Source organism: Nocardioides insulae DSM 17944, from assembly GCF_000422825.1.
Classification (GTDB): domain Bacteria; phylum Actinomycetota; class Actinomycetes; order Propionibacteriales; family Nocardioidaceae; genus Nocardioides; species Nocardioides insulae.
Genome location: NZ_AUGU01000014.1, coordinates 385,344 through 405,585, shown reverse-complemented (window position 1 = coordinate 405,585; position 20,242 = coordinate 385,344). Strand labels below are relative to the sequence as shown.

The 20,242-nt window shown below is 70.5% G+C and carries 20 protein-coding genes and 1 tRNA gene; 8 read left to right on the top strand and 13 right to left on the bottom strand.

Annotated elements, in window-relative coordinates; all coding sequences use genetic code 11:
- Nucleotides 1-225: 225 nt before the first annotated feature.
- The 5 genes from ppk2 to G515_RS23270 form a co-directional block, all read right to left on the bottom strand.
- On the bottom strand, nucleotides 226-1,023 hold the full coding sequence (ppk2, locus tag G515_RS0106155) for a polyphosphate kinase 2 (RefSeq protein WP_028659455.1): 798 nt from the start codon (nucleotides 1,021-1,023) through the stop codon (nucleotides 226-228).
- 86 nt (nucleotides 1,024-1,109) lie between these two features.
- Nucleotides 1,110-2,507 (bottom strand): inorganic phosphate transporter, encoded by a 1,398-nt coding sequence (locus G515_RS19785; RefSeq protein WP_051217925.1) that lies wholly within the window; start codon nucleotides 2,505-2,507, stop codon nucleotides 1,110-1,112.
- 337 nt (nucleotides 2,508-2,844) lie between these two features.
- Entirely contained in the window at nucleotides 2,845-3,003 is a 159-nt protein-coding gene (locus G515_RS23010) for a HepT-like ribonuclease domain-containing protein (RefSeq protein WP_084653158.1), read from the bottom strand.
- Between the two features lie 49 nt (nucleotides 3,004-3,052).
- A complete protein-coding gene (locus tag G515_RS0106140; RefSeq protein WP_028659454.1) occupies nucleotides 3,053-3,373 on the bottom strand; it encodes a nucleotidyltransferase family protein in 321 nt (106 codons plus the stop codon).
- Between the two features lie 1,076 nt (nucleotides 3,374-4,449).
- Complete coding sequence (locus G515_RS23270; RefSeq protein WP_157571019.1) at nucleotides 4,450-4,872, bottom strand: hypothetical protein; 423 nt, start codon at nucleotides 4,870-4,872, stop codon at nucleotides 4,450-4,452.
- A gap of 194 nt (nucleotides 4,873-5,066) precedes the next feature.
- Between G515_RS23270 and G515_RS0106130 the strand changes: the two genes are divergently transcribed.
- Nucleotides 5,067-5,537 carry a hypothetical protein gene (locus G515_RS0106130; RefSeq protein ID WP_157571018.1) on the top strand — a complete coding sequence of 157 codons (471 nt, stop codon included), beginning with the start codon at nucleotides 5,067-5,069 and terminating at the stop codon, nucleotides 5,535-5,537.
- Nucleotides 5,538-5,732: 195 nt separating this feature from the next.
- Here G515_RS0106130 and G515_RS0106125 read toward each other — a convergent pair.
- Nucleotides 5,733-5,811: transfer RNA gene (locus G515_RS0106125), tRNA-Gln, on the bottom strand.
- A 129-nt stretch (nucleotides 5,812-5,940) separates the two neighbouring features.
- On the opposite strand from G515_RS0106125, the gene G515_RS0106120 reads away from it, so the two are divergent.
- Nucleotides 5,941-7,044: an ATP-dependent DNA ligase gene (locus G515_RS0106120; protein ID WP_028659451.1), complete on the top strand. Its 1,104-nt coding sequence runs from the start codon at nucleotides 5,941-5,943 to the stop codon at nucleotides 7,042-7,044.
- Nucleotides 7,045-7,118: 74 nt separating this feature from the next.
- The gene (locus tag G515_RS0106115) at nucleotides 7,119-7,628 is read left to right on the top strand and encodes a hypothetical protein (RefSeq protein ID WP_028659450.1); all 510 of its coding nucleotides are present in this window, start codon (nucleotides 7,119-7,121) and stop codon (nucleotides 7,626-7,628) included.
- Between the two features lie 54 nt (nucleotides 7,629-7,682).
- Here G515_RS0106115 and G515_RS0106110 read toward each other — a convergent pair whose 3' ends face one another.
- Nucleotides 7,683-8,771, bottom strand: coding sequence for a DNA polymerase domain-containing protein (locus tag G515_RS0106110; protein WP_028659449.1), 1,089 nt, complete (start codon nucleotides 8,769-8,771; stop codon nucleotides 7,683-7,685).
- A 54-nt stretch (nucleotides 8,772-8,825) separates the two neighbouring features.
- On the opposite strand from G515_RS0106110, the gene G515_RS0106105 reads away from it, so the two are divergent.
- On the top strand, nucleotides 8,826-10,097 hold the full coding sequence (locus G515_RS0106105) for a GNAT family N-acetyltransferase (protein ID WP_036554402.1): 1,272 nt from the start codon (nucleotides 8,826-8,828) through the stop codon (nucleotides 10,095-10,097).
- 34 nt (nucleotides 10,098-10,131) lie between these two features.
- The gene (gene msrB / locus G515_RS0106100; RefSeq protein ID WP_028659447.1) at nucleotides 10,132-10,545 is read left to right on the top strand and encodes a peptide-methionine (R)-S-oxide reductase MsrB; all 414 of its coding nucleotides are present in this window, start codon (nucleotides 10,132-10,134) and stop codon (nucleotides 10,543-10,545) included.
- Nucleotides 10,546-10,591: 46 nt separating this feature from the next.
- On the opposite strand, the gene hemQ is transcribed toward msrB, so the two are convergent.
- Complete coding sequence (gene hemQ / locus G515_RS0106095; protein ID WP_028659446.1) at nucleotides 10,592-11,323, bottom strand: hydrogen peroxide-dependent heme synthase; 732 nt, start codon at nucleotides 11,321-11,323, stop codon at nucleotides 10,592-10,594.
- A 4-nt stretch (nucleotides 11,324-11,327) separates the two neighbouring features.
- Nucleotides 11,328-12,716 (bottom strand): protoporphyrinogen oxidase, encoded by a 1,389-nt coding sequence (gene hemG, locus G515_RS19780; protein WP_051217959.1) that lies wholly within the window; start codon nucleotides 12,714-12,716, stop codon nucleotides 11,328-11,330.
- Between the two features lie 211 nt (nucleotides 12,717-12,927).
- Between hemG and G515_RS19775 the strand changes: the two genes are divergently transcribed.
- Nucleotides 12,928-13,851, top strand: a complete 924-nt coding sequence (locus tag G515_RS19775; protein ID WP_051217924.1) for a DUF4349 domain-containing protein — start codon at nucleotides 12,928-12,930, stop codon at nucleotides 13,849-13,851.
- Nucleotides 13,852-13,993: 142 nt separating this feature from the next.
- Here G515_RS19775 and hemE read toward each other — a convergent pair whose 3' ends face one another.
- Nucleotides 13,994-15,085, bottom strand: a complete 1,092-nt coding sequence (hemE, locus tag G515_RS0106080; protein WP_051217958.1) for a uroporphyrinogen decarboxylase — start codon at nucleotides 15,083-15,085, stop codon at nucleotides 13,994-13,996.
- A gap of 21 nt (nucleotides 15,086-15,106) precedes the next feature.
- Here hemE and G515_RS0106075 point away from each other — a divergent pair, with 21 nt between their 5' ends.
- A complete protein-coding gene (locus tag G515_RS0106075; protein ID WP_028659444.1) occupies nucleotides 15,107-15,730 on the top strand; it encodes a DUF3000 domain-containing protein in 624 nt (207 codons plus the stop codon).
- A gap of 14 nt (nucleotides 15,731-15,744) precedes the next feature.
- On the top strand, nucleotides 15,745-17,112 hold the full coding sequence (locus tag G515_RS19770) for an HRDC domain-containing protein (RefSeq protein ID WP_084653152.1): 1,368 nt from the start codon (nucleotides 15,745-15,747) through the stop codon (nucleotides 17,110-17,112).
- A gap of 245 nt (nucleotides 17,113-17,357) precedes the next feature.
- Here the strand turns inward: G515_RS19770 and G515_RS0106065 are convergent, their stop codons facing one another.
- The 3 genes from G515_RS0106065 to G515_RS0106055 form a co-directional block, all read right to left on the bottom strand.
- On the bottom strand, nucleotides 17,358-18,695 hold the full coding sequence (locus G515_RS0106065; RefSeq protein WP_028659443.1) for an extracellular solute-binding protein: 1,338 nt from the start codon (nucleotides 18,693-18,695) through the stop codon (nucleotides 17,358-17,360).
- Nucleotides 18,696-18,859: 164 nt separating this feature from the next.
- The gene (locus tag G515_RS19765) at nucleotides 18,860-19,318 is read right to left on the bottom strand and encodes a type II toxin-antitoxin system PemK/MazF family toxin (RefSeq protein WP_245565239.1); all 459 of its coding nucleotides are present in this window, start codon (nucleotides 19,316-19,318) and stop codon (nucleotides 18,860-18,862) included.
- Nucleotides 19,319-19,612: 294 nt separating this feature from the next.
- Nucleotides 19,613-20,206, bottom strand: a complete 594-nt coding sequence (locus G515_RS0106055) for a hypothetical protein (RefSeq protein WP_245565237.1) — start codon at nucleotides 20,204-20,206, stop codon at nucleotides 19,613-19,615.
- Nucleotides 20,207-20,242: the final 36 nt, after the last annotated feature.

Sequence of the window (20,242 nt, the reverse complement as noted above, 5' to 3'; positions counted from 1 at the left end):
ACGACTCGACCCCTACGGGCGAGTCACGTTCTCACTGGTCGCAGGCTTGTGATGATTCCGATACACGAGCCCGGCCGGATTACGGCCCTCCGCCGGCGTAGCGATCGCTCCCTCCCGGGTGGGTCGAACCGGCCCTCGTCGGTCCCGTCGGTCGAGGTGCACCGTCGACCTCCGGTGCGCTCCGAACGTGGGCGAGACGACCCGTCGTTCCACCGGGCGCTGCGCTCAGAGCAGCGTCGAGACGTGGTCCGGCACATAGGTCGTCCGCTCGCGCGGCGGACGCTCGTAGCCCTCCGGTTCGGGGCGGTCCGGCAGGGTGATGTCAAGGGGCGGGGTGTGCTCGTAGGGGATGCTGGCGAGCAGGTGGGCCATCATGTTGAGCCGCGCGTGCTTCTTGATGTCGCTCTCGACGACGTACCACGGCGAGTTCGGGAGGTCGGTGCGCGCCATCATCTCGTCCTTGGCCCGCGAGTAGTCCTCCCAGCGGGTGATCGACTCGACGTCCATCGGCGAGAGTTTCCACCGCCGCGTCGGGTCGCTGCCCCGCGATCGGAAGCGCTTCAGCTGCTCCTCGTCGCTCACCGAGAACCAGTACTTCCGTAGCAGGATGCCGTCCTCGATCAGCATCTGCTCGAAGATCGGGACCTGCTCGAGGAACAGCCGGTGCTGCTCGGGAGTGCAGTAGCCCATCACCTTCTCGACACCGGCGCGGTTGTACCAGGAGCGGTCGAAGAGCGTGATCTCCCCGGCGGCGGGGAGGTTCGCGACGTACCTCTGGAAGTACCACTGGGTCCGCTCCCGATCCGTCGGCGCGGGTAGTGCCACGATGCGCGCGATCCGCGGGTTGAGATGCTGCGTGATCCGCTTGATCGTGCCGCCCTTGCCGGCGGCGTCGCGTCCCTCGAACAGGACCGCCACCCGAGCGCCGCTGGCCTTCACCCACTCCTGCAACTGCACGAACTCGGACTGGAGCCGCAACAACTCCGCCTCGTACCTCTGCTTGGAGATCTTCTTCGTGGCCATGACCGGCAAACTACCGGTGGCCACTCATCCCCGCTGGTCCTCGCCCAAACCGACGGGCGGCGCGGTGACGCACGCGCTCGGGCCGATCACGGACCCGTCCCCGGCGTACCCTCGCCGCCGGCTCCGTCGACCCCGGCTCGGTCCTCCGCGCCGTTCCTCGGATCCATCGTGCGGTGGCGAGGGACGTGGCCGGCCGGACCACGCCGGAAGGCGGCTTCCTCCTCCTCGGCACCGCTCCCCTCCACGGCCCTCAGCTGCGCGGTGATCCGGCCCGGGACGTGCCCCGCCGGCCCGGCCAGGGGCACGAACTCGGGCTGCGGCCCGTGGTTCTCCCGCTCGGCTCGGTCGGCCTCCTCGGCCACCTCCGCGTGCCCCTCGGCACGGGTCATCAGCCAACCTGCCCACACGAACAGCGAGAGCATCAGCCCGATCCCGGTGATCCAGGCGGCATTGGTGGGCAGGGTCGTGACGAAATAGGTGAGATACCCGAGACCTCCCACGACCGGCAGCGTCACGAACCACGCGATCGCCATGTCGCGCATCACCAGCCAGTTGATCCTCCGGCGCGAGGACATGCCGGCGCCGACGATGGAACTGGCGGCCGCGTGGGTGGTGGAGATCGGCACTCCCTGGTTGGAGGCTCCGAAGATCGCCGTGATCGCCCCGACGTTCGCCGCGAAGCCGCTGGCGCGGGTCAGCCGGGTGATCTTGAACCCCATCGTGTCGATGATCGCCCACCCGCCCCAGTAGGTGCCGATCGAGATCATGGTGGCCGCGGCGAGCACCACCCACACCGGTGGCACGTAGTCGCCGCCGCTCTCGGGGCTCAGGTAGCCGGCCGCGCCCAGCGTGGCCGCCACCAGGCCCATCGTCTTCTGCGCGTCGTTGGAGCCGTGCCCCCACGAGACCGCGCCGGCGGAGAGGATCTGCCCCCACCGGAAGACCTCGTGGTCGTCCTCCAGCCCTCCCCGACGCTGGACCAGACGGATCAGCCTGAAGGCGAGCCACGCGACAGTTCCCGCGATCGCAGGGCTGGCGAAGATCGCCACCACGATGATCGTGACCTCGCGCCAACTGATCACCTCCGGCCCGCCCGCCGCGAGCCCCGCACCCACCAGCCCGCCGATCAGCGCGTGCGAGGACGAGGATGGCAGGCCGAGCCACCAGGTGAAGTAGTTCCAGGCCACGGCGGCCACCAGCGCGGCGAAGGTGACCCGCACCCCGAGGGGCACCGCCCCTTCCCCGACCGGGGCGAGCGCGTCGACGTCCACCGTGTTGGCGATGGTGCTGGCCACCAGGGTCACGCCGACGATCGCGGGCAAGAAGTTGAAGACGGCGGCGTAGAGCACGGCCACCCGGCCCGGCAGGGCCTTGGTCGCCACCGTGGTCGCGACCGCGTTGGCCGCGTCATGGAAGCCGTTGGTGAAGTCGAAGAGCAGGGCGAGGAAGACGACGAAGATGACGCTGATCAGGACCAGGTCCATGGTGCTCCCCCGGCCTCACCATACGGACGAGCGAGCATCCACGGCATCGACGCCGCGCCGGACACCACTGGTGAGGGGCTGAGCACCACGCCGTCCACCTTGCCGTTGTGGCCCGAGCGGGTCAACCACTGCCGTCGGGACCCGGGACGCGCTCGAGGACGGAGCCCTCACTAGTCCCGACAAGAGCCCTGCCCCTGGCTCGGAGGTGTCCGCGGACCCGTGTGGGACACGTCGCCCGCCGCATGCCCGGAGGCCGGCCGCCGCCGCGCGCCGAAGGCGCGCCTTGAACCAGTAAAGCAACTCGCAACCGTCCCACGCCGCCGCGCCGCTCCTGCGACTACTCGGTCTGGTCCACGTCGGGCTCTCGGAGGTGACCCGCGAGCGGTCCGAGTTGGTTGTCCACGATGTCGCGGATGAGGTCGGGGTTCACGCGGAAGTATTCGTGCACCACCACGTTGCGAAGACCGGCGATCGCGGCCCACGGGACGCCCGGCATCGCTCGATGGCGGCGAGCATGTCGTCGAACCGCCCCCGGTCGCGGCGGCTCACACGGCCACCGAGTCAGCCAGCGCCGTGGCCGAGACCTCGCGCCGAAGCAACGACTCGGCCACCACGTCGACCCTGGTCCCCAAGAGGTCGCTGAGCTCCTCGGCGATGCCGGCCACTCGCAGCAGCTCGTTGCCACCCTCAGGCAGCAGGTCAACGAGGAGGTCGATATCGCTGGCACTCGTCGCGTCGCCGCGGGACACCGAGCCGGAGAGCCGGGGATTGATGGCCGCATACCTCGCGAGCACCCCGTCGACGGCAGCACGATGAGTCGCGATCGCCGCGCGCAGCGACGCGCTCTCAGCGGTCAGGGTGCCCATGGCATGAGGGTAGCGGTCGAGCGTCGTCTCTCAGTGCGCGCGCTCGGCGGCAGAGTCGGGCACCTCCCTACAAGCGCCAGATGAGGTCTCTAACGCCCGTGGCGCACAGCACCCCCCCGGCCAGACACGAAGGTGACCGTCGTCGAGCGTGTACTTTCTGCGGCATTCGAGTCCAGGTGACCGACTCGGCCTGACAAGATCTCGCCATGAGTCGAGCGCGCCGTGCCGCCCCCTGGATCGGTTTCTTGGCGGTTGCCCTGGCCGCGGTGGCGACCTGGATGGTTCTGAATAATCCGACGGTCGACAGCGCCAGTCAGGGTGACTACACGTGCGCGGCCCCGTACGACACGGTCCTCAATGACGCTGACAACGTGCCCGGTGGAGAAGCTCCTCCCGACGCCGATGAGGTCCAGGCGCGATGTGTCGGGGCCGGCGAGGACAGATTCGTGCAGGGGTTGGCAGCTGCCGGCGCAGCGGTTCTCCTCGGGGGCATTGCTCTCGCTCTCACTATTGGAGCACGGCGCAGCCGACACTTCACCGAGTCACGGGGTTGACCCCTCGCACCTACCCACATCTCGTCCCACTCAGGCAGAGTCGGGCGCTGTCAGCCACCTCCTGCGCCAGCCGCAAACCCGTCGCGCAGTTTCTTTGGTCTGGGCGAAGCCCGCACGGACCGAGTCTCGGCAGAGCCGTCGGCGACGGCGGCCGGTGCGTCGGTAGCCCGAGGTGGTTCCAAGATCGTCGCGTTCGGCGATACTGCTGAGGTGCACGAGGAGCCACCGCCGTTCCCAGTCCACGAGGCCCATCTCGAGGCACTCCGCGCGGCTGCCGAGCGCATCATCCCCAGCCGTCGGAGGATGAGCGTGGAGGATGCCAGGGACATTCTGCGCGTGGAGTTCGAACGACGAGGTGTTCGTGCCACCCCCGGAGAGTTATGGCATGCCGATGAGATGCATCGAGGGCTCTATTGGCCGCTCCTACACCCGATCAAAGCGCATCGCGAGCGAAAGCGTGGACCCTGAAAGGTCACTCCTCCGCGCCACACCACTCGCGGCACGATCGGGCGAGGGCAGACGTCATGAAATGGCGATCCAGCGCTGCAACTCGGTTAGGACATCGGCGTCGCCACTGCCGTCACCGCCCGCCCCCCACGGATCCTCTGCCGTGCATTGAAGCCACGCCAGGACCTCGGAAGGGTCGGCATGCCCGCCGGCTTCTAGCGGAGCATGGACCACCTCGATGTCCGGAAGGTCATCCGGCCAGCGGCGCCAACCAATCCCTTCCTCGGTGTCGAAGATGATCCAGTCCGGCGAGTGATCCGGCGTCACACAGGCGCAGATCGTCAGCGCGTGGCGAGCACGACCCTGCCACGCACCTGCGGGATGGGTTGTCGAGGCTCTGTCGAGCAATGCCTCAATGAACGCGACCGCAGGGTCCTCAGACGGCTGGGTTGGCCGTCGCCTTCCGAACATGGACACACCGTATTCGGCCCGGTGCACGCGGTCTGCCTATCGGCAGTGGCGAGCGCTCCGCAGCAGATGCGAGCGTCGCTACTCCCAACCCCGCTCGCGGTAGGTCTGCTTGTCCATCTCGGGAGAGTCCGTCGTGTAGGCGGCAGCGCGGACAGTCTCGCCGAGGATGCGTCGTGCCAGTGGAACCGAGTCGCGAACCGCGACGTCCCATACTCGTGACTGTGCTCCGTGCTCTCGTCCTTACCCTCGCAACCTTGACTCTTGGTGGGTGCGGGGTCGGGACAGCAGGGGATGTCTCTCCGCACGCTGACGTCACCGCCGACGACGCCACCGTCAGAGTTGTCGGTGAGGCTGATGCGGACTTGGTCCTCATCGTGAGCAACCAGTCCCTCGACGATGATGAGGTTCGCCTGACGGTTCAGATCGACGGGCTCACGGTGGTTGACGGCGACTTTGATACCGAGGACCAGCACAACTGGATCTACTTCCCGCTAAGCCTCCCCTCGGGGGACCACGAGGTCATCGCGGAGTCTGACTCGGGGTCGAAGCTGGCCGAGTCGTTCAATGTGCCGCGAAACAAGAAGCGGTACGCGGTCATTGAGCACTGGACCGAAGATGACTCCCCGGACACCGACGACCCATCGGTGGACCTCACCTGGGAGTTCTCTCGCCAGGCGCCCGCATTTCAGTGAGTCGGAAGTGCCGAGGCGCCATGGGGTTCTCTCACCCCCCGGGGCGACCAACTGCCCGTTCATCGGCACCGCCACCTGCGAGGCGTAGTCGCGGACGCCTCGGAGGAGTGCGGGTGTTAGCACCAGGTGTCAGCAAGATCGGGCCTGCGGCGGCCGGGCTTGGCGACCATGTGGCCGCTGACCAGGTGTTTCTTGCTCCCCGGGTAGGAGTCGAACCTACGTCGCTAGTCCTGATTCAAAGTCAGGCGGGCCCTGCCGGCAGACCAACCGGGGAATGTTCGGGCGTCCCATGTGCCGGGGACACCGCGAATCAGCGCCAGCCTAGGACACCTCTGCGCCGGCACGGTCACGGGGACGACCCGATCCCTCCGGGCTGTCCCCGGGTCCGGCTACTGTGCCTAGCGTGGACCTGCCCGTGATGCCGCCGCTGCAGCCGATGCTCGCCAAGTCGGTCAAGGCTGTGCCGACCTCCGGCGGCCACTCCTTCGAACCGAAGTGGGACGGTTTCCGGTGTCTGCTCTTCCGCGACGGCGACGAGGTGGAGCTGGCCTCGCGCAACACCAAGCCGCTCACCCGCTACTTCCCGGAGCTGGTGGCCGCGGCGAAGGACCAACTGCCCCAGCGGTGCGTGCTGGACGGGGAGGTCTTCGTCGCCCGCACCCCCGACGACGGACCGCGGCGGCTGGAGTTCGAGGTGCTGCAGGAGCGGATCCACCCGGCGGCCTCGCGGATCACCAAGCTGTCGCGGGAGACACCGGCCGAGTACGTCGCCTTCGACCTGCTCGCCCTCGGCGACCGGTCCTACCTCGACGAACCCTTCCACCGGCGCCGCGCCGACTTGGAGCAGGCCTTGGCGCAGCTCCCCGTGAAGGGCCCCTTCCACCTCACCCGGACGACCACCGACCCGGTGCAGGCCGAGGGCTGGTTCGCACGGTTCGAGGGGGCAGGGCTCGACGGCGTGATGGCCAAGCCGCTCGACGCCGTCTACGGCCCCAACCAGCGCAGCATGCTGAAGATCAAGCACAGCCGCACCGCCGACGTCGTGCTCTGCGGCTACCGGGAGCACAAGACCTCCACCCCCGAGCGACCGCTGATCGGCAGCCTCCTGCTCGGGCTGTACGCCGAGGGCCGGCTCCAGCACATCGGCGTCTGCGCCTCGTTCACCGCCTCGCGCCGGGCTGAGCTCTACGACGAGCTCCAGCCGCTGGTCGTCCCGATCTCCGAGCACCCGTGGGCCGCCTGGGAGGAGTGGGCGATCGCCAACCCCGACCGCGTGCCCGGCACCCAGAGCCGTTGGAGCGCCGGGAAGGACCTCTCCTTCACTCCGGTGCGCATCGAGCGGGTCATCGAGGTGGGTTACGACCACATGGAGGGCCACCGCTTCCGGCACACCGCCCAGTTCAAGCGGTGGCGGCACGATCGCGACCCCGAATCGTGCGGCTACGACCAACTCGACGAGCCGGTCTCCTACGACCTGTCCGAGGTGCTCCGCTCCGACGGGGACTGACCGCGGCCGGCCTGGTCGGAGGGCGGGCTGCTGCGGCGTACTCTCGCGGCCGCCGCTGGACTACAGTTTCGGGCATGAGCTACGACGTGGTCCTTCTGATCGAACAGGCCCTGACCCGGGCCGATGCGGAGCGGGTCTGGTCCCTGCACCAGTCCGTCGAGGGTCCCGTGCGCTACCACGTCCTGATCCCGATGGAGGACGCCGCAGCCCGGGTCGAGAGCGCGATGGGCAACCTCGGCGGCGGCGACCTGATGGGTGCGCCCGCGATGCAGGCCAGCGAGGTCGACTTCGACGCGGTGCGCAACGAGGCCCGCGACTACGCCCAGCAGGAACTCGACGACACCTTGGAGCACTTCAAGGCCCTCGAGATCGAAGCCACCGGCGAGATCGTCATCGACCCGCCCATCGATCGCCTCAAGACCAAGCTCGAGGAGGTCGACGGCCGCGAAGCCATCATCTTGACCCGCTCCCACGTGGTGGCCGAGTTCTTCCACGTCGACTGGACCTCCAAGGCCCGTCGCAAGATCGGCGTCCCGGTGCTCCACCTGCTCGAGCACGAGAACTTCGACGAGCAGGCTCACTGAGCTCAAAGGTGTGAGCGTGTCTCCGCCGGCGTGACCGGGTGACCGGCCCGTCGGTCAGCGGGCGCCCTCGATCCGGTTGCCGTGCTCGTCCCAGTGCTCGGCAACCTTCTTGCTGGGCTGCACGCGGGGTGGCTCGCCCGGCATCTTGGGGTAGTCCGGGGGGAAGTTGAGCTCACCGCCCGGCAGTTCCTCCCACAGCCCCAGCAGAGGTTCGAGGGAGTACGACGTCTCGTCGATGTCCGCCCAAGGACACTCCTCGGCGAACCGGTCGGTCACCGTGAACAGGTTGAGTGAGCGGGGGTCCTCCAGGTCGGCGAGCTCCGCCCAGGTGAGCGGGGTGGAGACCGGCGCCCCGGGCCGGGGCCGCAGCGAGTAGGCGCTGGCGATGGTGCGATCGCGGTTGTTCTGATTGAAGTCGACGAAGATCCGTTCGCCGCGCTCCTCCTTCCACCAGGCGGTGGTGACCCCGTCGTCGCGGCGTTCGAGCTCGCGTCCGAACCCGATCGCCGCATGCCGGAGGTCCTCGAAGGACCACTCCGGCCGGATCCGCAGGTAGATGTGGATGCCGCGGTTGCCGCTGGTCTTGGGATAGCCCCGCAGGCCGAGTTCCTCGAGCAACTCCCGGGCGACCCCCGCCACCCGTCGGGCGTCGGCGAAGGTGGTGCCGGGCTGGGGGTCGAGGTCGATCCGGAGTTCGTCGGGGTGGTCGACATCGGCGCGGCGTACCGGCCAGGGGTGGAAGGTGAGCGTGCCCATCTGGACCGCCCATACCGGGACCGCGATCTCGGTCGGGCAGATCTCGTCGGCCGGCCGGCCGCTCGGGAACCGCACCTGTACGGTCTCCAGATAGTCCGGCGCCCCCTTGGGCACCCGTTTCTGATAGAACCCGTCGGCGTCCCGATCCTGCGGGCCGACGGCCAGCCGCATCCCTTCGCGCCACCCGTCCGGCCACCGTTCCAGGGCGGTCGGCCGCTCCCGCAGCGCGCGCATCAGGTGCTCTCCCGCGGCCGCCACGAACTCGGCCGCTTGGAGCTTGGTCACCTCCGGAGTCCGCTCGGTCGCCTGGTAGATCACGCGGTCCGGGCTGGAGATGCGCACCGCACGCTCCCCCGCCACGACCTCGGCCGCCGGAGTCTTCGCCATGGCGACCAACCTATCCGGATGCGTGGGCGCGGGAAGCGACGTAGGTTGCGACCCATGACCGGTTCCGGCCTCACCTTCCGCCGCCTCACCGCTGCCGACGAGCCGGCGCTGCTGGACGCCTGGCTGGTGTCGGTCCAGCGCGGGTTCCACGACCGCCGGCCCTCCGAGGAGACCCGCACGATGTGGCATGAGCACATCGCGGCGGACGCAGCGGTGCTCACCGGAGCATGGCTGGACCGGCCGAGCTTCGGCGCCGAGCGGCACCCGGTGGCGACCTTCGCCTCCTTCGACAAGACGATCAACACCGGTGCCGGCACGCTCCCGTTGCACATGATCACCGACGTCACGGTGGCTCCGACCCACCGGCGGCAGGGGCTGTTGCGCCGGTTGATGACCGACGATCTCACCGACGCGGCCGCCCGCGGCCTGCCACTGGCCGCGCTCACCGTGTCGGAGGGCTCGATCTACGGCCGGTTCGGCTTCGGCATGGCCACCTTCACCCGGAAGGTGGAGGTGGACACCACCGCCCGGTTCAGGCTGCGCGACGAGGAGGCCGCCCGCGCGGCCGGGACGACGGTGCTGGTCGAGCCCGCCGATGCCTGGCCGGCCATCACGACCGTGTACGACGCCTTCCAGGCCCGCACCCGCGGGTCGGTCGAGCGGCCCCGGTTCTACGAAGACACCCTCACCGGGCGGTACAACCCCGCGGACGGCGGGCCCGATCACCTCCTCCGGGTCGCTGTCCATCTCGATGTGTCCGGCCGCCCCGACGGCTATGTGGCCTACCGTCCCGAGTCGGAGGAGGTCACCGGGCGCCACCGGGTGCGGATCCGCGACCTGGTCGCCACCGGGCCGGCGCCGTACTTCGCACTGTGGCGCTACCTCGCGGACATCGACCTCATCGAGCAGGCGGTCTGGCACCGCGCCCCGAGCGAGGATCCGCTCCCCCATGCGCTGGTCGAGCCGTTCGCGGTGAAGAGCACCCTGGACGACCTGCTCTGGGTGCGGGTGCTCGACGTACCGACGGCGCTGGAGGCCCGGCCCTGGGGCGCCGAGGACTCCCTGGTGATCGCGGTCGAGGACCCGCTGGGTCACGCCGAGGGCCACTGGGAGCTCACCACCAGCGGCGGTGCGAAGGTCGTCCGCACCGAGGCGGCGCCGGACCTGCGGATGGCCGCTGACACCCTCGGCGCCCTGTACCTCGGCGGAGTGGCAGTGGGCACGCTCGCCGCGGCCGGGCGGATCCGAGGCGCGGCCGAGGTCGTGCAGCGGTTCGCTGCGATGGCCGACCCCGGCCCGGCGCCGTACTGCATCACCGGCTTCTGAGTGCCGCGCTCGGCGCCCGCGTAGGCTTGGCCGCATGGCCTACGACGTGGAGAAGACCGACGAGCAGTGGCGCGAGGAACTCTCGCCCGAGGAGTACCAGGTGCTGCGTCAGGCCGGCACCGAACGCGCCTTCACCGGCGAGTACACCGACACCGAGACGACCGGCGTCTACCGCTGCAAGGCCTGCCAGGCCAAGCTGTTCGAGTCGGACACCAAGTTCCACTCCGGCTGCGGCTGGCCGTCCTTCTACCAGCCCATCACCGACACGATCGAATACCTCGAGGACTCCTCGTACGGCATGCAGCGCACCGAGGTCCGCTGCGCCAACTGCGGCTCGCATCTCGGCCACGTCTTCCCCGACGGCTACGGCACCCCCACCGGCGACCGCTTCTGCATCAACTCCATCTCGCTCTCCCTGGAGCCCGCCGACCGCTCTGCCGAGTCGTGAGCATCAGCGCGGTCCCTGGGCCGCGCTGTCACTCACAACTCCGCACTCAGGGCAGCCGGGCGACCAGATCGGCGGGCTCGACGCGGGCGCCGGTGTAGAAGGGCACCTCCTCGCGCACATGACGTCGGGTCTCCGAGCCGCGCAGGTGCCGCATCAGGTCCACGATGCGGGTGAGGTCGTCGGCCTCGAAGGCGAGGATCCACTCATAGTCGCCGAGCGCGAAGCTCGGCACGGTGTTGGCGCGCACGTCGGGGTAACCGCGGGCCATCTGACCGTGCTCGGCCAGCAGCCGGCGCCGCTCGTTGTCCTCGAGCAGGTACCACTCGAAGGAGCGCACGAACGGGTAGACCGCGGCATAGGCGTGCGCACGCTCGTCGGCGAGGAAGGCGGGCAGGTGGGAGCGGTTGAACTCCGCCGGGCGGTGGAGCGCCATCTGCGACCACACCGGGGTGAATCGGCTCCCGAACGCGGTCCGCCGGAAGCGGTGGTACGCCGTCTGGAGGGCGTCGCTGGTCTCGGCGTGCCACCAGATCATCAGATCGGCGTCGGCACGAAGCCCCGCGACGTCGTACACGCCGCGGATGACGACGTCCTCCTCGGCGAGTGCGGCGAACACGGTCTCGACCTCGTCGGCCTCCGCCTTCCGGGCCGCGTCGTCGGCGCCGCCGAACCGGTCCTCGAGGCGGAAGACCGACCACATCGTGAAGCGCTGGGTGGCGTTCAGCTCGTTGATCTTGGCGGCGTTCGACTTGAGGTGGGCCTGCGGATCCTGGGTCATGTGCTCATTGTGCTTTCTGGTGGGAAGTGATCTCGTGCGAGGGGTCCGACTCGAGCAGGCGGGCCACGGCGGCATGGGCCGTCCCGATCACCGCTGGGACCCCCACTCCGTCGTACGCCGCCCCGCAGATCTCCAGGCCCGGCACCCGCGCCACGTCGGCACGGATCCGGGCGACGCGGTCGAGGTGTCCGACGGCGTACTGCGGGAGCCCGGCGTCCCAACGCTGCACGTGGGTCGCGACCGGGGCCGCTGTCAGGCCGGTCGCCTCGCCGAGATCTGCCAAGGAATGCGCGACCAGTTCCTCGTCCGGGTGGGCCAGTGACTTCTCCTCGCCGGCGCGGCCGATGGAGGTGCGCAGGTGGATCAGACCGTCGGCCTCGCCGGCCCGGCGCACCCAGTCCCACTTGGCGAAGGAGAAGGTGGCGGCCTTGATCCGGCGTCCGTCCCGCGGCGGGACCAGCAGCCCGGAGAGGCTGCCGTCGAGCGCGGCACCGGCCACCTCCGAGCGCCGGAACACCAGGGTGATCACGGCCATCGCGGCATACTCGATCGCGCCCAACTCGACCGCGGCCGAGGGTGCGAGGTCGCCCAGGAGCCCGGCAGCGGCCGCAGCGGGCGTGGCGACCACCACGGCGTCCGCCAGGATCTGTTCGTCGGTCAGCGTCAGCGCGAAACCGCGCTCTCGGCGGGCGAGGCCCACCACCCGGGCGCCGGTGCGCACGGTGACCCTCTCGTCGGCGGCCAGGGCCTCGGTCAGTCGGCCCATCCCACCCGGCAGCCCGGCGAAGACCGGTCCGCCGGTGGACGGTACGGCGGCCGCCTGGGCGAGCAGCGGCCCCCGCCGTGCCATCGCCAGCAGTTGCGGCACGGCGGCGGCGGCCGAGATCTGGCGGGCGTGGCCGGCGTACACGCCACCGAGGAGGGGCTCGACGAGGCGATCGGTGACCTCCTCCCCGAACCGGCGCGCGACCAGATCGCCGACCGCGACGTCGGCCGGCAGTTCGTCGACGGGGAGGTCCGGCTCCTGCCGGACCCGCGCGAGTCCTGCGTCGGAGAGGATGCCGGAGGCTTCGAGGGCGGCCAGATCCATCGGCACACCCATCAGCGACCGCGGCAGCGGCCGCAGCCGGCCACGGGTCCAGATGCGGGACGAGGCGGCGGTGGGATGCTCGACGGTGAGGCCGAGTTCGCTGGCCAGCGCGCCCCCTTCGGGCCGGCGATGCAGCATCGCCTCCGCACCGACGTCGACGGTGACGCCGCCGACCTCGCGGCGGTACAGCTTGCCGCCGACCCGATCCTCCGCCTCCAGGACCACCGGCCGGTGGCCCCGTCGGGCCAGATCATGGGCCGCGGCCAGACCGCCGACCCCCGCTCCGATGACGACCACACGCACCAGCACAGTCTCCCATCGCCGACCCGGCTGCGGCGAGCCGAGGGCTCCTTGCCGGCCGGCCGCTCGCCCTCGACGTACTCGCCCGGCAGGGGAACCGGATCCGAGGCGGCCACGTCACACCCTCATGAATCCTTCACCAGCACTCCGGCACCGACCGGCCCGAAGCGGAGACCCGAACACCACCCGAGGCCGCGCCCGCCATCGACGAGCGATGACGGTGCTGGGCTGGGTGGCCCTCGTGGTGATCCTCGTCGTCCTCGCCGGGTGCGGCGGCTCCGACGGCTCAGCCGACACGGGCGATTCGGGCGGCTCGACCTCCGTGCCAGACAGTGCGGTGGCAGCAGACGAGGCCGCCGGCGGACGGGCAGCTACGGGGAAGTCGGACTCGCCGCGCGCACCGGGCTCGGAAACCGGCGAGGACATCGCCGCTCTCGCCCGGTCCTCGGTGCAGAACGCCGACCTGATCAAGACCGCCACCATGGAACTCAGCTCCGAGGACGTCGCCGCCGACCATGCCGAGGTGGTCCGGGTGGTCGAGAGCCACGGCGGCTTCGTCGCGGACCAGGAGGCCTACCGCGACCAGGACGGGCGAGCCTCGGATGCCCGGCTCCAGCTGCGCGTGCCGGTGGACGAGTTCGATGACACTGTCGCGGCGCTGGAACAGATCGCGACGCCCACCAGTTCGACGATCTCCACCCAGGACGTGACCGCGCAACTCACCGACACCCGGGTCCGCATCGCCGCCCAGCGCGCCAGCCTGGCCCGCGTCCGCGCCCTGCTCGACCGGGCGGAGTCGATCGAGGACATCGTCGCGATCGAGAGTGAGCTCACCCGCCGCCAGGCCGACCTCGACTCACTGCTCCGTACCCAGGCTCGGCTCGCGGATCAGACCGAATACTCGACCGTCTCGGTGAGCATCACCAGGGCCTGGGCGGAGCCGGCTCCCGAAGACGAGCAGAGCGGGTTCCTCAGCGGCCTGGACACCGGCTGGCACGCGATGCTCACCTTCATCACCGGCGTCGGTGTCGCGGCCGGGCTGCTGCTGCCCTGGCTCGGGCTGCTCGCCCTGGTCGCCGTCCCTGCTCTGTGGTTCCTCCGCCGCCGTGCTCCCCGGAGCGACCCTCCCTCCGAGTGAGGGAAGCGGGGAGCCGGACGTTTCCCCGGTTCACCGGGGAAAGTGGCGCTACCCAGCCGAAAAATCGGCCAGGTAGCGCCACTTTCGGCCGGGTCGTGTGACCACTGAGGCGCCAGGGACCACACCCGCCTCAGGGCGGTGATCAGTCCAGCGGGTAGGAGTGGACGAAGTCGGTCAGCCGGGCGAGCTGGTCCGGGTCGGTGGAGGGGATGACACCGTGGCCGAGGTTGAAGATGTGCCCCTTGGCCGACCGGCCGGCCTTGATGATCTCGCCGGCCCGCTCGAGCATCAGCTCCGTCGGGGCGAAGACCAGGCTGGGATCGAGGTTGCCCTGCACCGCCCGATCACCCACCCGCGCGATGCCGTCGGCGAGCGGCGTACGCCAGTCGATGCCGACGACGTCGGCTCCGGCCTCGCCCATCAGACCGAGCAGGTTCGTGGTGCCGACACCGAAGTGGATCCGAGGTACGCCGAGGCGCCCGACCTGCTCCAGCACCCGAGCCGAGTGGGGCATCACCGAGGCGGCGTAATCGGCCGGTGTGAGGGCCCCGGCCCAGGAGTCGAAGAGTTGTACCGCGGACGCGCCCGCCTCGACCTGCACCTGCAGGTACGCACAGGCGATCCCGGCGATCTTGCGCATCAGCGCGTCCCACACCTCGGGCGCCCCGAACATCATCGCCTTGGTACGGGCGTGCTCCTTGGACGGTCCGCCCTCGACCAGGTAGGAGGCCACCGTGAACGGGGCGCCGGCGAACCCGATCAGCGGCGTACCCCCGTTGACCGAGGCCAACTCGCCGACCAGACCCTGCACGGCCTCGGTGATCATCGGCACGTGCTCGGGCGTGAGGTCGGGGATGGCGGCGACGTCGTCGAGGGTGCGGACGGGCTTGGCCACGACCGGGCCGATCCCGGGCTTGATGTCCAGATCGACCCCGACCGCCTTGAGCGGCAGCACGATGTCGGAGAAGAAGATGGCCGCGTCCACGCCGTACCGGCGCACCGGCTGCATGGTGATCTCCACGACCATCTCGGGATCGAGACAGGCGTCGAGCATCGCGATCCCCTCGCGAAGACGGAGATACTCGGGGAGGGAACGACCCGCCTGACGCATGAACCAGACCGGCGTGTGAGGGACCTGCTCGCCCCGGGCCGCTTTGAGGAAGGCGCTGTCGAGGAGGTCGTTCACGGGCACAGGGTCCCACCTTCTCCGGCGTGTGCGCACATCCCGGAGCATCATCCGGCTTACGCTGGGCACATGGCCGCGCGTGAGGAGACGCGCCCGAGCACGGGTGCGCACGATGATCCGCCCGAGTTCCGGGCAGCGGTCGCTGATCTCCACACTGCCCGACTGCGCCCGGAGATCTTCTGCGAGCAGATGCCCGCCCCGCAGCGGATCGCGCCGTACGCCACCGCCCTGTCGGCCGATGTCAACGTCGCCGGCGACGAGGTCGGCACCGGCCGTCTGATCCTGCTGCACGATCCGCAGGGCAACGACGCATGGGCGGGTGGCACCTTCCGCCTGGTCGCCTACGTGCGGGCCGAGGTCGATGCCGACCAGATCACCGATGCGATGCTCGGCGAGGTCGCCTGGAGTTGGCTTCTCGAGGCCCTCGAGGCGCACGGCGCCGAGCACCTTGCGGCAGCTGGCAGCGTCACCCGGGTCGCCACCGAGAGCTTCGGCGGGATGGCAGACGACGACAGCACCGCGCAGGTCGAGATCCGCGCCTCGTGGACGCCCGTCGCCGAGGGCGCCTTCCCCGACATCCGCGCACATGCCGAGGCCTGGGGCGAACTACTGTGTACGGCGGCCGGACTACCGCCCGTACCCGAGGGCGTGGCCATCATCCCCACCAGCCGGGGACAGCGCGGCCCGGCCTGAGGCACTCCCATCTGATGACAGACGAGCACACCGAGAACCTCCCCGAGTCTCCGGACGAGACTGCGTCCGACTCCCCCTCCCCCCATGCCTCGGACGTCCGGGACGACGACCGGGCCGGAGCCGAGGGCGCCACCGGGCCCGAGCCCGGCCTTGAGACCGACACCGAGCCCGAGACCGCCCCGCTGCTGACCCTGCGCGACGGCCTGCCCCCGGTGACCGAGACCGACGCCGGGCTGCGGGACGCGGCCGCGGCGATCGCGGCCGGTTCAGGGCCGGTGGCGATCGATGCCGAGCGGGCCAGCGGCTACCGCTACTCCAACCGCGCCTACCTGATCCAGCTCCGCCGCGAGGGGTCGGGCAGTTGGCTCATCGATCCCATCGGGCTGAGCACGTTGGCGCCGCTCGCGGACGCGCTGAGCGGCACCGAGTGGATCCTGCACGCCGCCACCCAGGACCTCCCCTGTCTGGCCGAGGTCGGCCTGCGCCCCGACGCCCTCTTCGACACCGAACTCGCCGGCCGGCTGCTGGGGTATCCCCGGGTCGGGCTCGGCACCTTGGTGGAGACCGTGCTCGGGTTCCACCTGCGCAAGGAGCACTCCGCCGCGGACTGGTCCACCCGCCCGTTGCCCGTGCCCTGGCTCGAGTACGCCGCTCTCGACGTCGAGGTCCTGGTCGAACTCCGGACGGCGCTGGCCGCCCAACTGGAGGAGGCCGGCAAGGCGGAGTGGGCCCGTCAGGAGTTCGACCACCTCCGCGACTTCGAGCCCACCCCTCGGGTGGACGCCTGGCGCCGTACCTCCGGCATGCACAAGGTTAAGGGCCGGCGCGGGCTCGCGGCGGTCAGGGCGATGTGGACGCTTCGCGACGAGATCGCGGCCCAGCGTGATGTCACCCCGAGCAGGATCGTGCCGGACTCCGCGATCGTGGCCGCTGCGATGACGCTTCCCACCGAGCGCGGTCGCCTGCTGGCCACCAAGGGCTTCCACGGCCGCGGCGCGGAGCGTTATGCCTCGCGCTTCGCCGCAGTGCTCGCCGAGGTCGCCGAGCAGCCCGAGGGGGAGCTCCCCGTCCGTACGCCGCGCGGCGACGGTCCCCCGGTCCCCCGGGCCTGGGCCGACAAGGATCCGGTCGCGGCACACCGACTCAGCACCGCTCGGGCCCGCCTGTCCGAGATCGCCGAGCGGCATCAACTGCCCGCGGAGAACCTGCTCACCCCCGACACCCTGCGACGGGTGCTGTGGGCCCCGCCCCGCACCCGCGATCCCGGCGAACTCCTCGACGCGGTGACCAGCCTGCTCTCCGCCCACTCCGCCCGGGGCTGGCAGATCGCGCTCACCGCCCCCGTGCTCACCCAGGCCATCCTGGAGGCCGACGCCGCCTGAGCGGCCCCCTGCCCCACGGCCCGCCCGCGCGAGCCCGACGGCGGGCGCCGTCGCGAGTCGCAAGCCGGTTGCGCCGGCATGGGGTCGTGGGCGTGTCTTCGGTCCGGCGGCCCCCTCGAGCGCGCTCACGCCGTCGGTGTGCCCGGACGGTGTCCGCAGACAGCAGGTGGGAACCTACGGATTCGGGCGGAGGATCAGCCCCCCAGCCGGGAGCGCGGAGTGGGGCCGAGTCGCCCGGAGCAGGGTCACTGCCCGAAGACGGGCTGGGAGTCCTCGTCGATCTGCTCGGTCACGGCCTCGAGGTCCACGGTGGGACGCTCCTCCACCAACTGGTGGAGAGAGTCGGAGACCGCCGCCTCCACCGCAGGCCACTTGCGTGCCTCCGGGGGCACCGACATCGTCCGGATGCTGCTCACGAAGACCTTGCTGTTCAGCGGCTGCCGATTGGTCTGCAGGAAACGCTCGGACAGGGCGACCCGCTGGTTCACCGGCACCAGGTAGCCGGTCTGGGCGACCTCCGCGACGTACTGATCGGAGATGAGGGCGGTGAGCAGGTCGGCGGCGGCGCCGGGCGAGTCACTGGCGCTGCTCAGGCACAGCCCGGTGTAGTCACCGATGGTGGCCGCCGAGTCGATCCGCGGGATCGGCATGACGTCCCAGCGCAGGTCGTCGATCTCGCGGAGTTGGGGCACGAGGGACCGGTCCGCCTCGATCATGCCGACCTTGCCCTCCTTGAACCACTCGACCGCAGACTTCTTCGCGAGCTGCTCGGGCGGCAGATTGATCGCGGCGTTGCGCAGCGTCTCCAGCGTCGGCTCGAGCGCGGCGCGGGTGTCGTCATCGGAGAAGGCAAGCGACGTGGGGGCCTCCTCGTCGTCGACCAGGTGTCCACCCCCGGAGAGGATGAACGGTGCCATCTGCTCCAGGGTCGGCTCGATCGCCAGGCCGCTGATGCCGCGCCGAGGACGGGTCGCGAACTCCGCGGCCGCATTGAACTCGTCCCACGACCAGCGTTCGTAGGTCTCGTCCGCCGGCGCCTCGAACTCCTGAACCCGCATCCGTTCGAAGTCGACGAGGTCGGTGTTGATGTAGATCACCTCGGGCGACACGCCGTACGGCATGCACTGCAACCGGCCGTCCGCGGAGAACTCCTCGATGGCCTGCCGCGAGTAGCCGTCGCCGAGGTCGACCGCCCGGGCGGCCAGCGGCTCGTCGACCGGCTCGATCAGGTCGTTGTCACTGAAGACCGGTACGTCGGCCCGCGGCAACAGGAACACATCTGGGACGTCGCCGCCGGCCTGGATCGCCGCCTGCATCGCCGCGGAGTCGGGCCAGCTGACCAGGGTCACCTTCGCCGCGTCGGTGGCGGCGTTGTACTCGTCGACCACCTGGTCGAAGGCCTTGACCTCGGTCTTGGTGCCCCACACGCCGATCGTCAGTTCGGCCGGCTCGGCCGGAGCCGACTGGGAGGCCGAGGATGCCGAGGAACTCGGTGCGTCGGCCTCCGGGTCGCTGTCATCGCTGCATGCCGCCAGGGTCGCCGCCAAGCCGATCGTCAAGGTCACCGCCAGGCTCGCCCGCACGCGTCGCACCGTTCCTCCTGCTCCTCGATGGCCGCACGGTGGACCTGCCACACCCCTGCGCCAGCACGATTCTCCCGGCCGATGGCCAGGCCGGTCCACTGTAAAGGATTCGCCAAGCACGGCCGTCCTCATCAGCGACGTGAGGTGCGCCCCTCCGCCATCCCCTACCCGAGCGTGCGTTCGTGGAAGGGCATCGCCGCCTCCAGCACTCGCGAGAACATCCGCCGGTCCAAGGCGGCCCCCTCCCGCCGTACCGCCGACTCCGGCAGCCGGAGGAGCCGGTCGAGGCGGACCTCGCTGGGTCGACGACGGCCGTCCCAGGCCCCGGCACCGATGTCCATCCAGTGCCGCCCCCATCGGGCCTCCTGGGCGGCGTCCCGGTCATGGTCCTTGCTGGTCAGCATCAGGCCGAGCAGTTGACCGTCCGCACGGCCGATCAGCAGGACCGGCCGGTCCTTGCCGCGGGTGGCGTCCTCCTCGTACGGCACCCACGCCCAGACGATCTCGCCGGGATCAGGACGCCCGTCCGCCCGAGGTGCGTAGCCGATGGTGGGCCCGACCGCACGTCGCGTGAAAGGGGCCCGGATCCGCCCGCGCAGTCGGGCGCGGAGTCTGGTGAACACGCCGGGCCGGGAGCGCCTCACGGCGCGTGGCCGCTCGTAGCGGCTGATGTTGGGACCCGGGGCTGCCGCGGCCCGGCGTGTTCGTCGATCATCCTAGCCTCCGCTTCAACCCCACCGGTGACACCGACGGCTCAGTGTGCCGCACCCGCCCCGATCCCTCGTCCCGACCGTCACTTCAGCACCACTACCGGGGCAATCGGTGCGCTTCCAGGCCTTATTCGGCCCGAAAAGTGCAACTTTCGCCGGTTCACCGGGGAAAGTTGCGGGCCCGCGCTCCACGGGCGCAGGCAGGGATCACACCAGCGGGTGGGAAAGCTCGAGGTGGCCGGCTGATTCCAGTTGTTCGGAGAGGTGCAGCATCCGGCGGACGTCCTCGCCGGGGATGCCCGGCTCGTGAGCACGGCCGGTGGCCACCACCCTGGCGAACGCCGCGGCGCGGAAGAGGACGTCGGCGAAGTCGGCACCGGCCACCCCGCGCAGCACCTCGTCGATCATCGCCTTGATCTCCGCGGGGCCGGGCGGATCGGCCACACCGGCGACGACCCGGGCGACCTGCGCCCCCTGCCTCCCCGCCTCGAACTGACGGGCCGCACCGTCGGGGTCGGCGTACACCCAGCTGCGCAGGAGGAACAGGCGCCACAGGCATCCGGCGAGGGTGTCGGCAGGCGAACCCGCCCACACCTCCGCGATGGTCTCCAGCCCCTCGTCCTCGGCCAGGTGCACGACGCGTTCAGCGACGCCCGGGTCGTCCCCGGCGCGGGCTCCGCGCACCAGGAGGGTCGCAGCCTGGTCAGCGGCCTCGCGGACCCGCGCGGGATCGACACCTCCGGTGAGGCCGTCGAAGAACCGGTCTCCCGGAGTCATCGGTCGGTGGTGGTCGCGGCTCACGCGGCCCAGGGTACGCCGCGCCCCAGGCTCCGCCTG

Excerpts from the sequence above, each read along its gene's own strand:
- ppk2 (WP_028659455.1), bottom strand. The coding sequence starts at position 1,023 with ATGGCCACGAAGAAGATCTCCAAGCAGAGGTACGAGGCGGAGTTGTTG.
- G515_RS19785 (WP_051217925.1), bottom strand. The coding sequence starts at position 2,507 with ATGGACCTGGTCCTGATCAGCGTCATCTTCGTCGTCTTCCTCGCCCTG.
- G515_RS23010 (WP_084653158.1), bottom strand. The coding sequence starts at position 3,003 with ATGCCGGGCGTCCCGTGGGCCGCGATCGCCGGTCTTCGCAACGTGGTG.
- G515_RS0106140 (WP_028659454.1), bottom strand. The coding sequence starts at position 3,373 with ATGGGCACCCTGACCGCTGAGAGCGCGTCGCTGCGCGCGGCGATCGCG.
- G515_RS0106115 (WP_028659450.1), top strand. The coding sequence starts at position 7,119 with ATGAGCTACGACGTGGTCCTTCTGATCGAACAGGCCCTGACCCGGGCC.
- G515_RS0106110 (WP_028659449.1), bottom strand. The coding sequence starts at position 8,771 with ATGGCGAAGACTCCGGCGGCCGAGGTCGTGGCGGGGGAGCGTGCGGTG.
- G515_RS0106105 (WP_036554402.1), top strand. The coding sequence starts at position 8,826 with ATGACCGGTTCCGGCCTCACCTTCCGCCGCCTCACCGCTGCCGACGAG.
- msrB (WP_028659447.1), top strand. The coding sequence starts at position 10,132 with ATGGCCTACGACGTGGAGAAGACCGACGAGCAGTGGCGCGAGGAACTC.
- hemQ (WP_028659446.1), bottom strand. The coding sequence starts at position 11,323 with ATGACCCAGGATCCGCAGGCCCACCTCAAGTCGAACGCCGCCAAGATC.
- G515_RS19775 (WP_051217924.1), top strand. The coding sequence starts at position 12,928 with ATGACGGTGCTGGGCTGGGTGGCCCTCGTGGTGATCCTCGTCGTCCTC.
- hemE (WP_051217958.1), bottom strand. The coding sequence starts at position 15,085 with ATGCTCCGGGATGTGCGCACACGCCGGAGAAGGTGGGACCCTGTGCCC.
- G515_RS0106075 (WP_028659444.1), top strand. The coding sequence starts at position 15,107 with ATGGCCGCGCGTGAGGAGACGCGCCCGAGCACGGGTGCGCACGATGAT.
- G515_RS19770 (WP_084653152.1), top strand. The coding sequence starts at position 15,745 with ATGACAGACGAGCACACCGAGAACCTCCCCGAGTCTCCGGACGAGACT.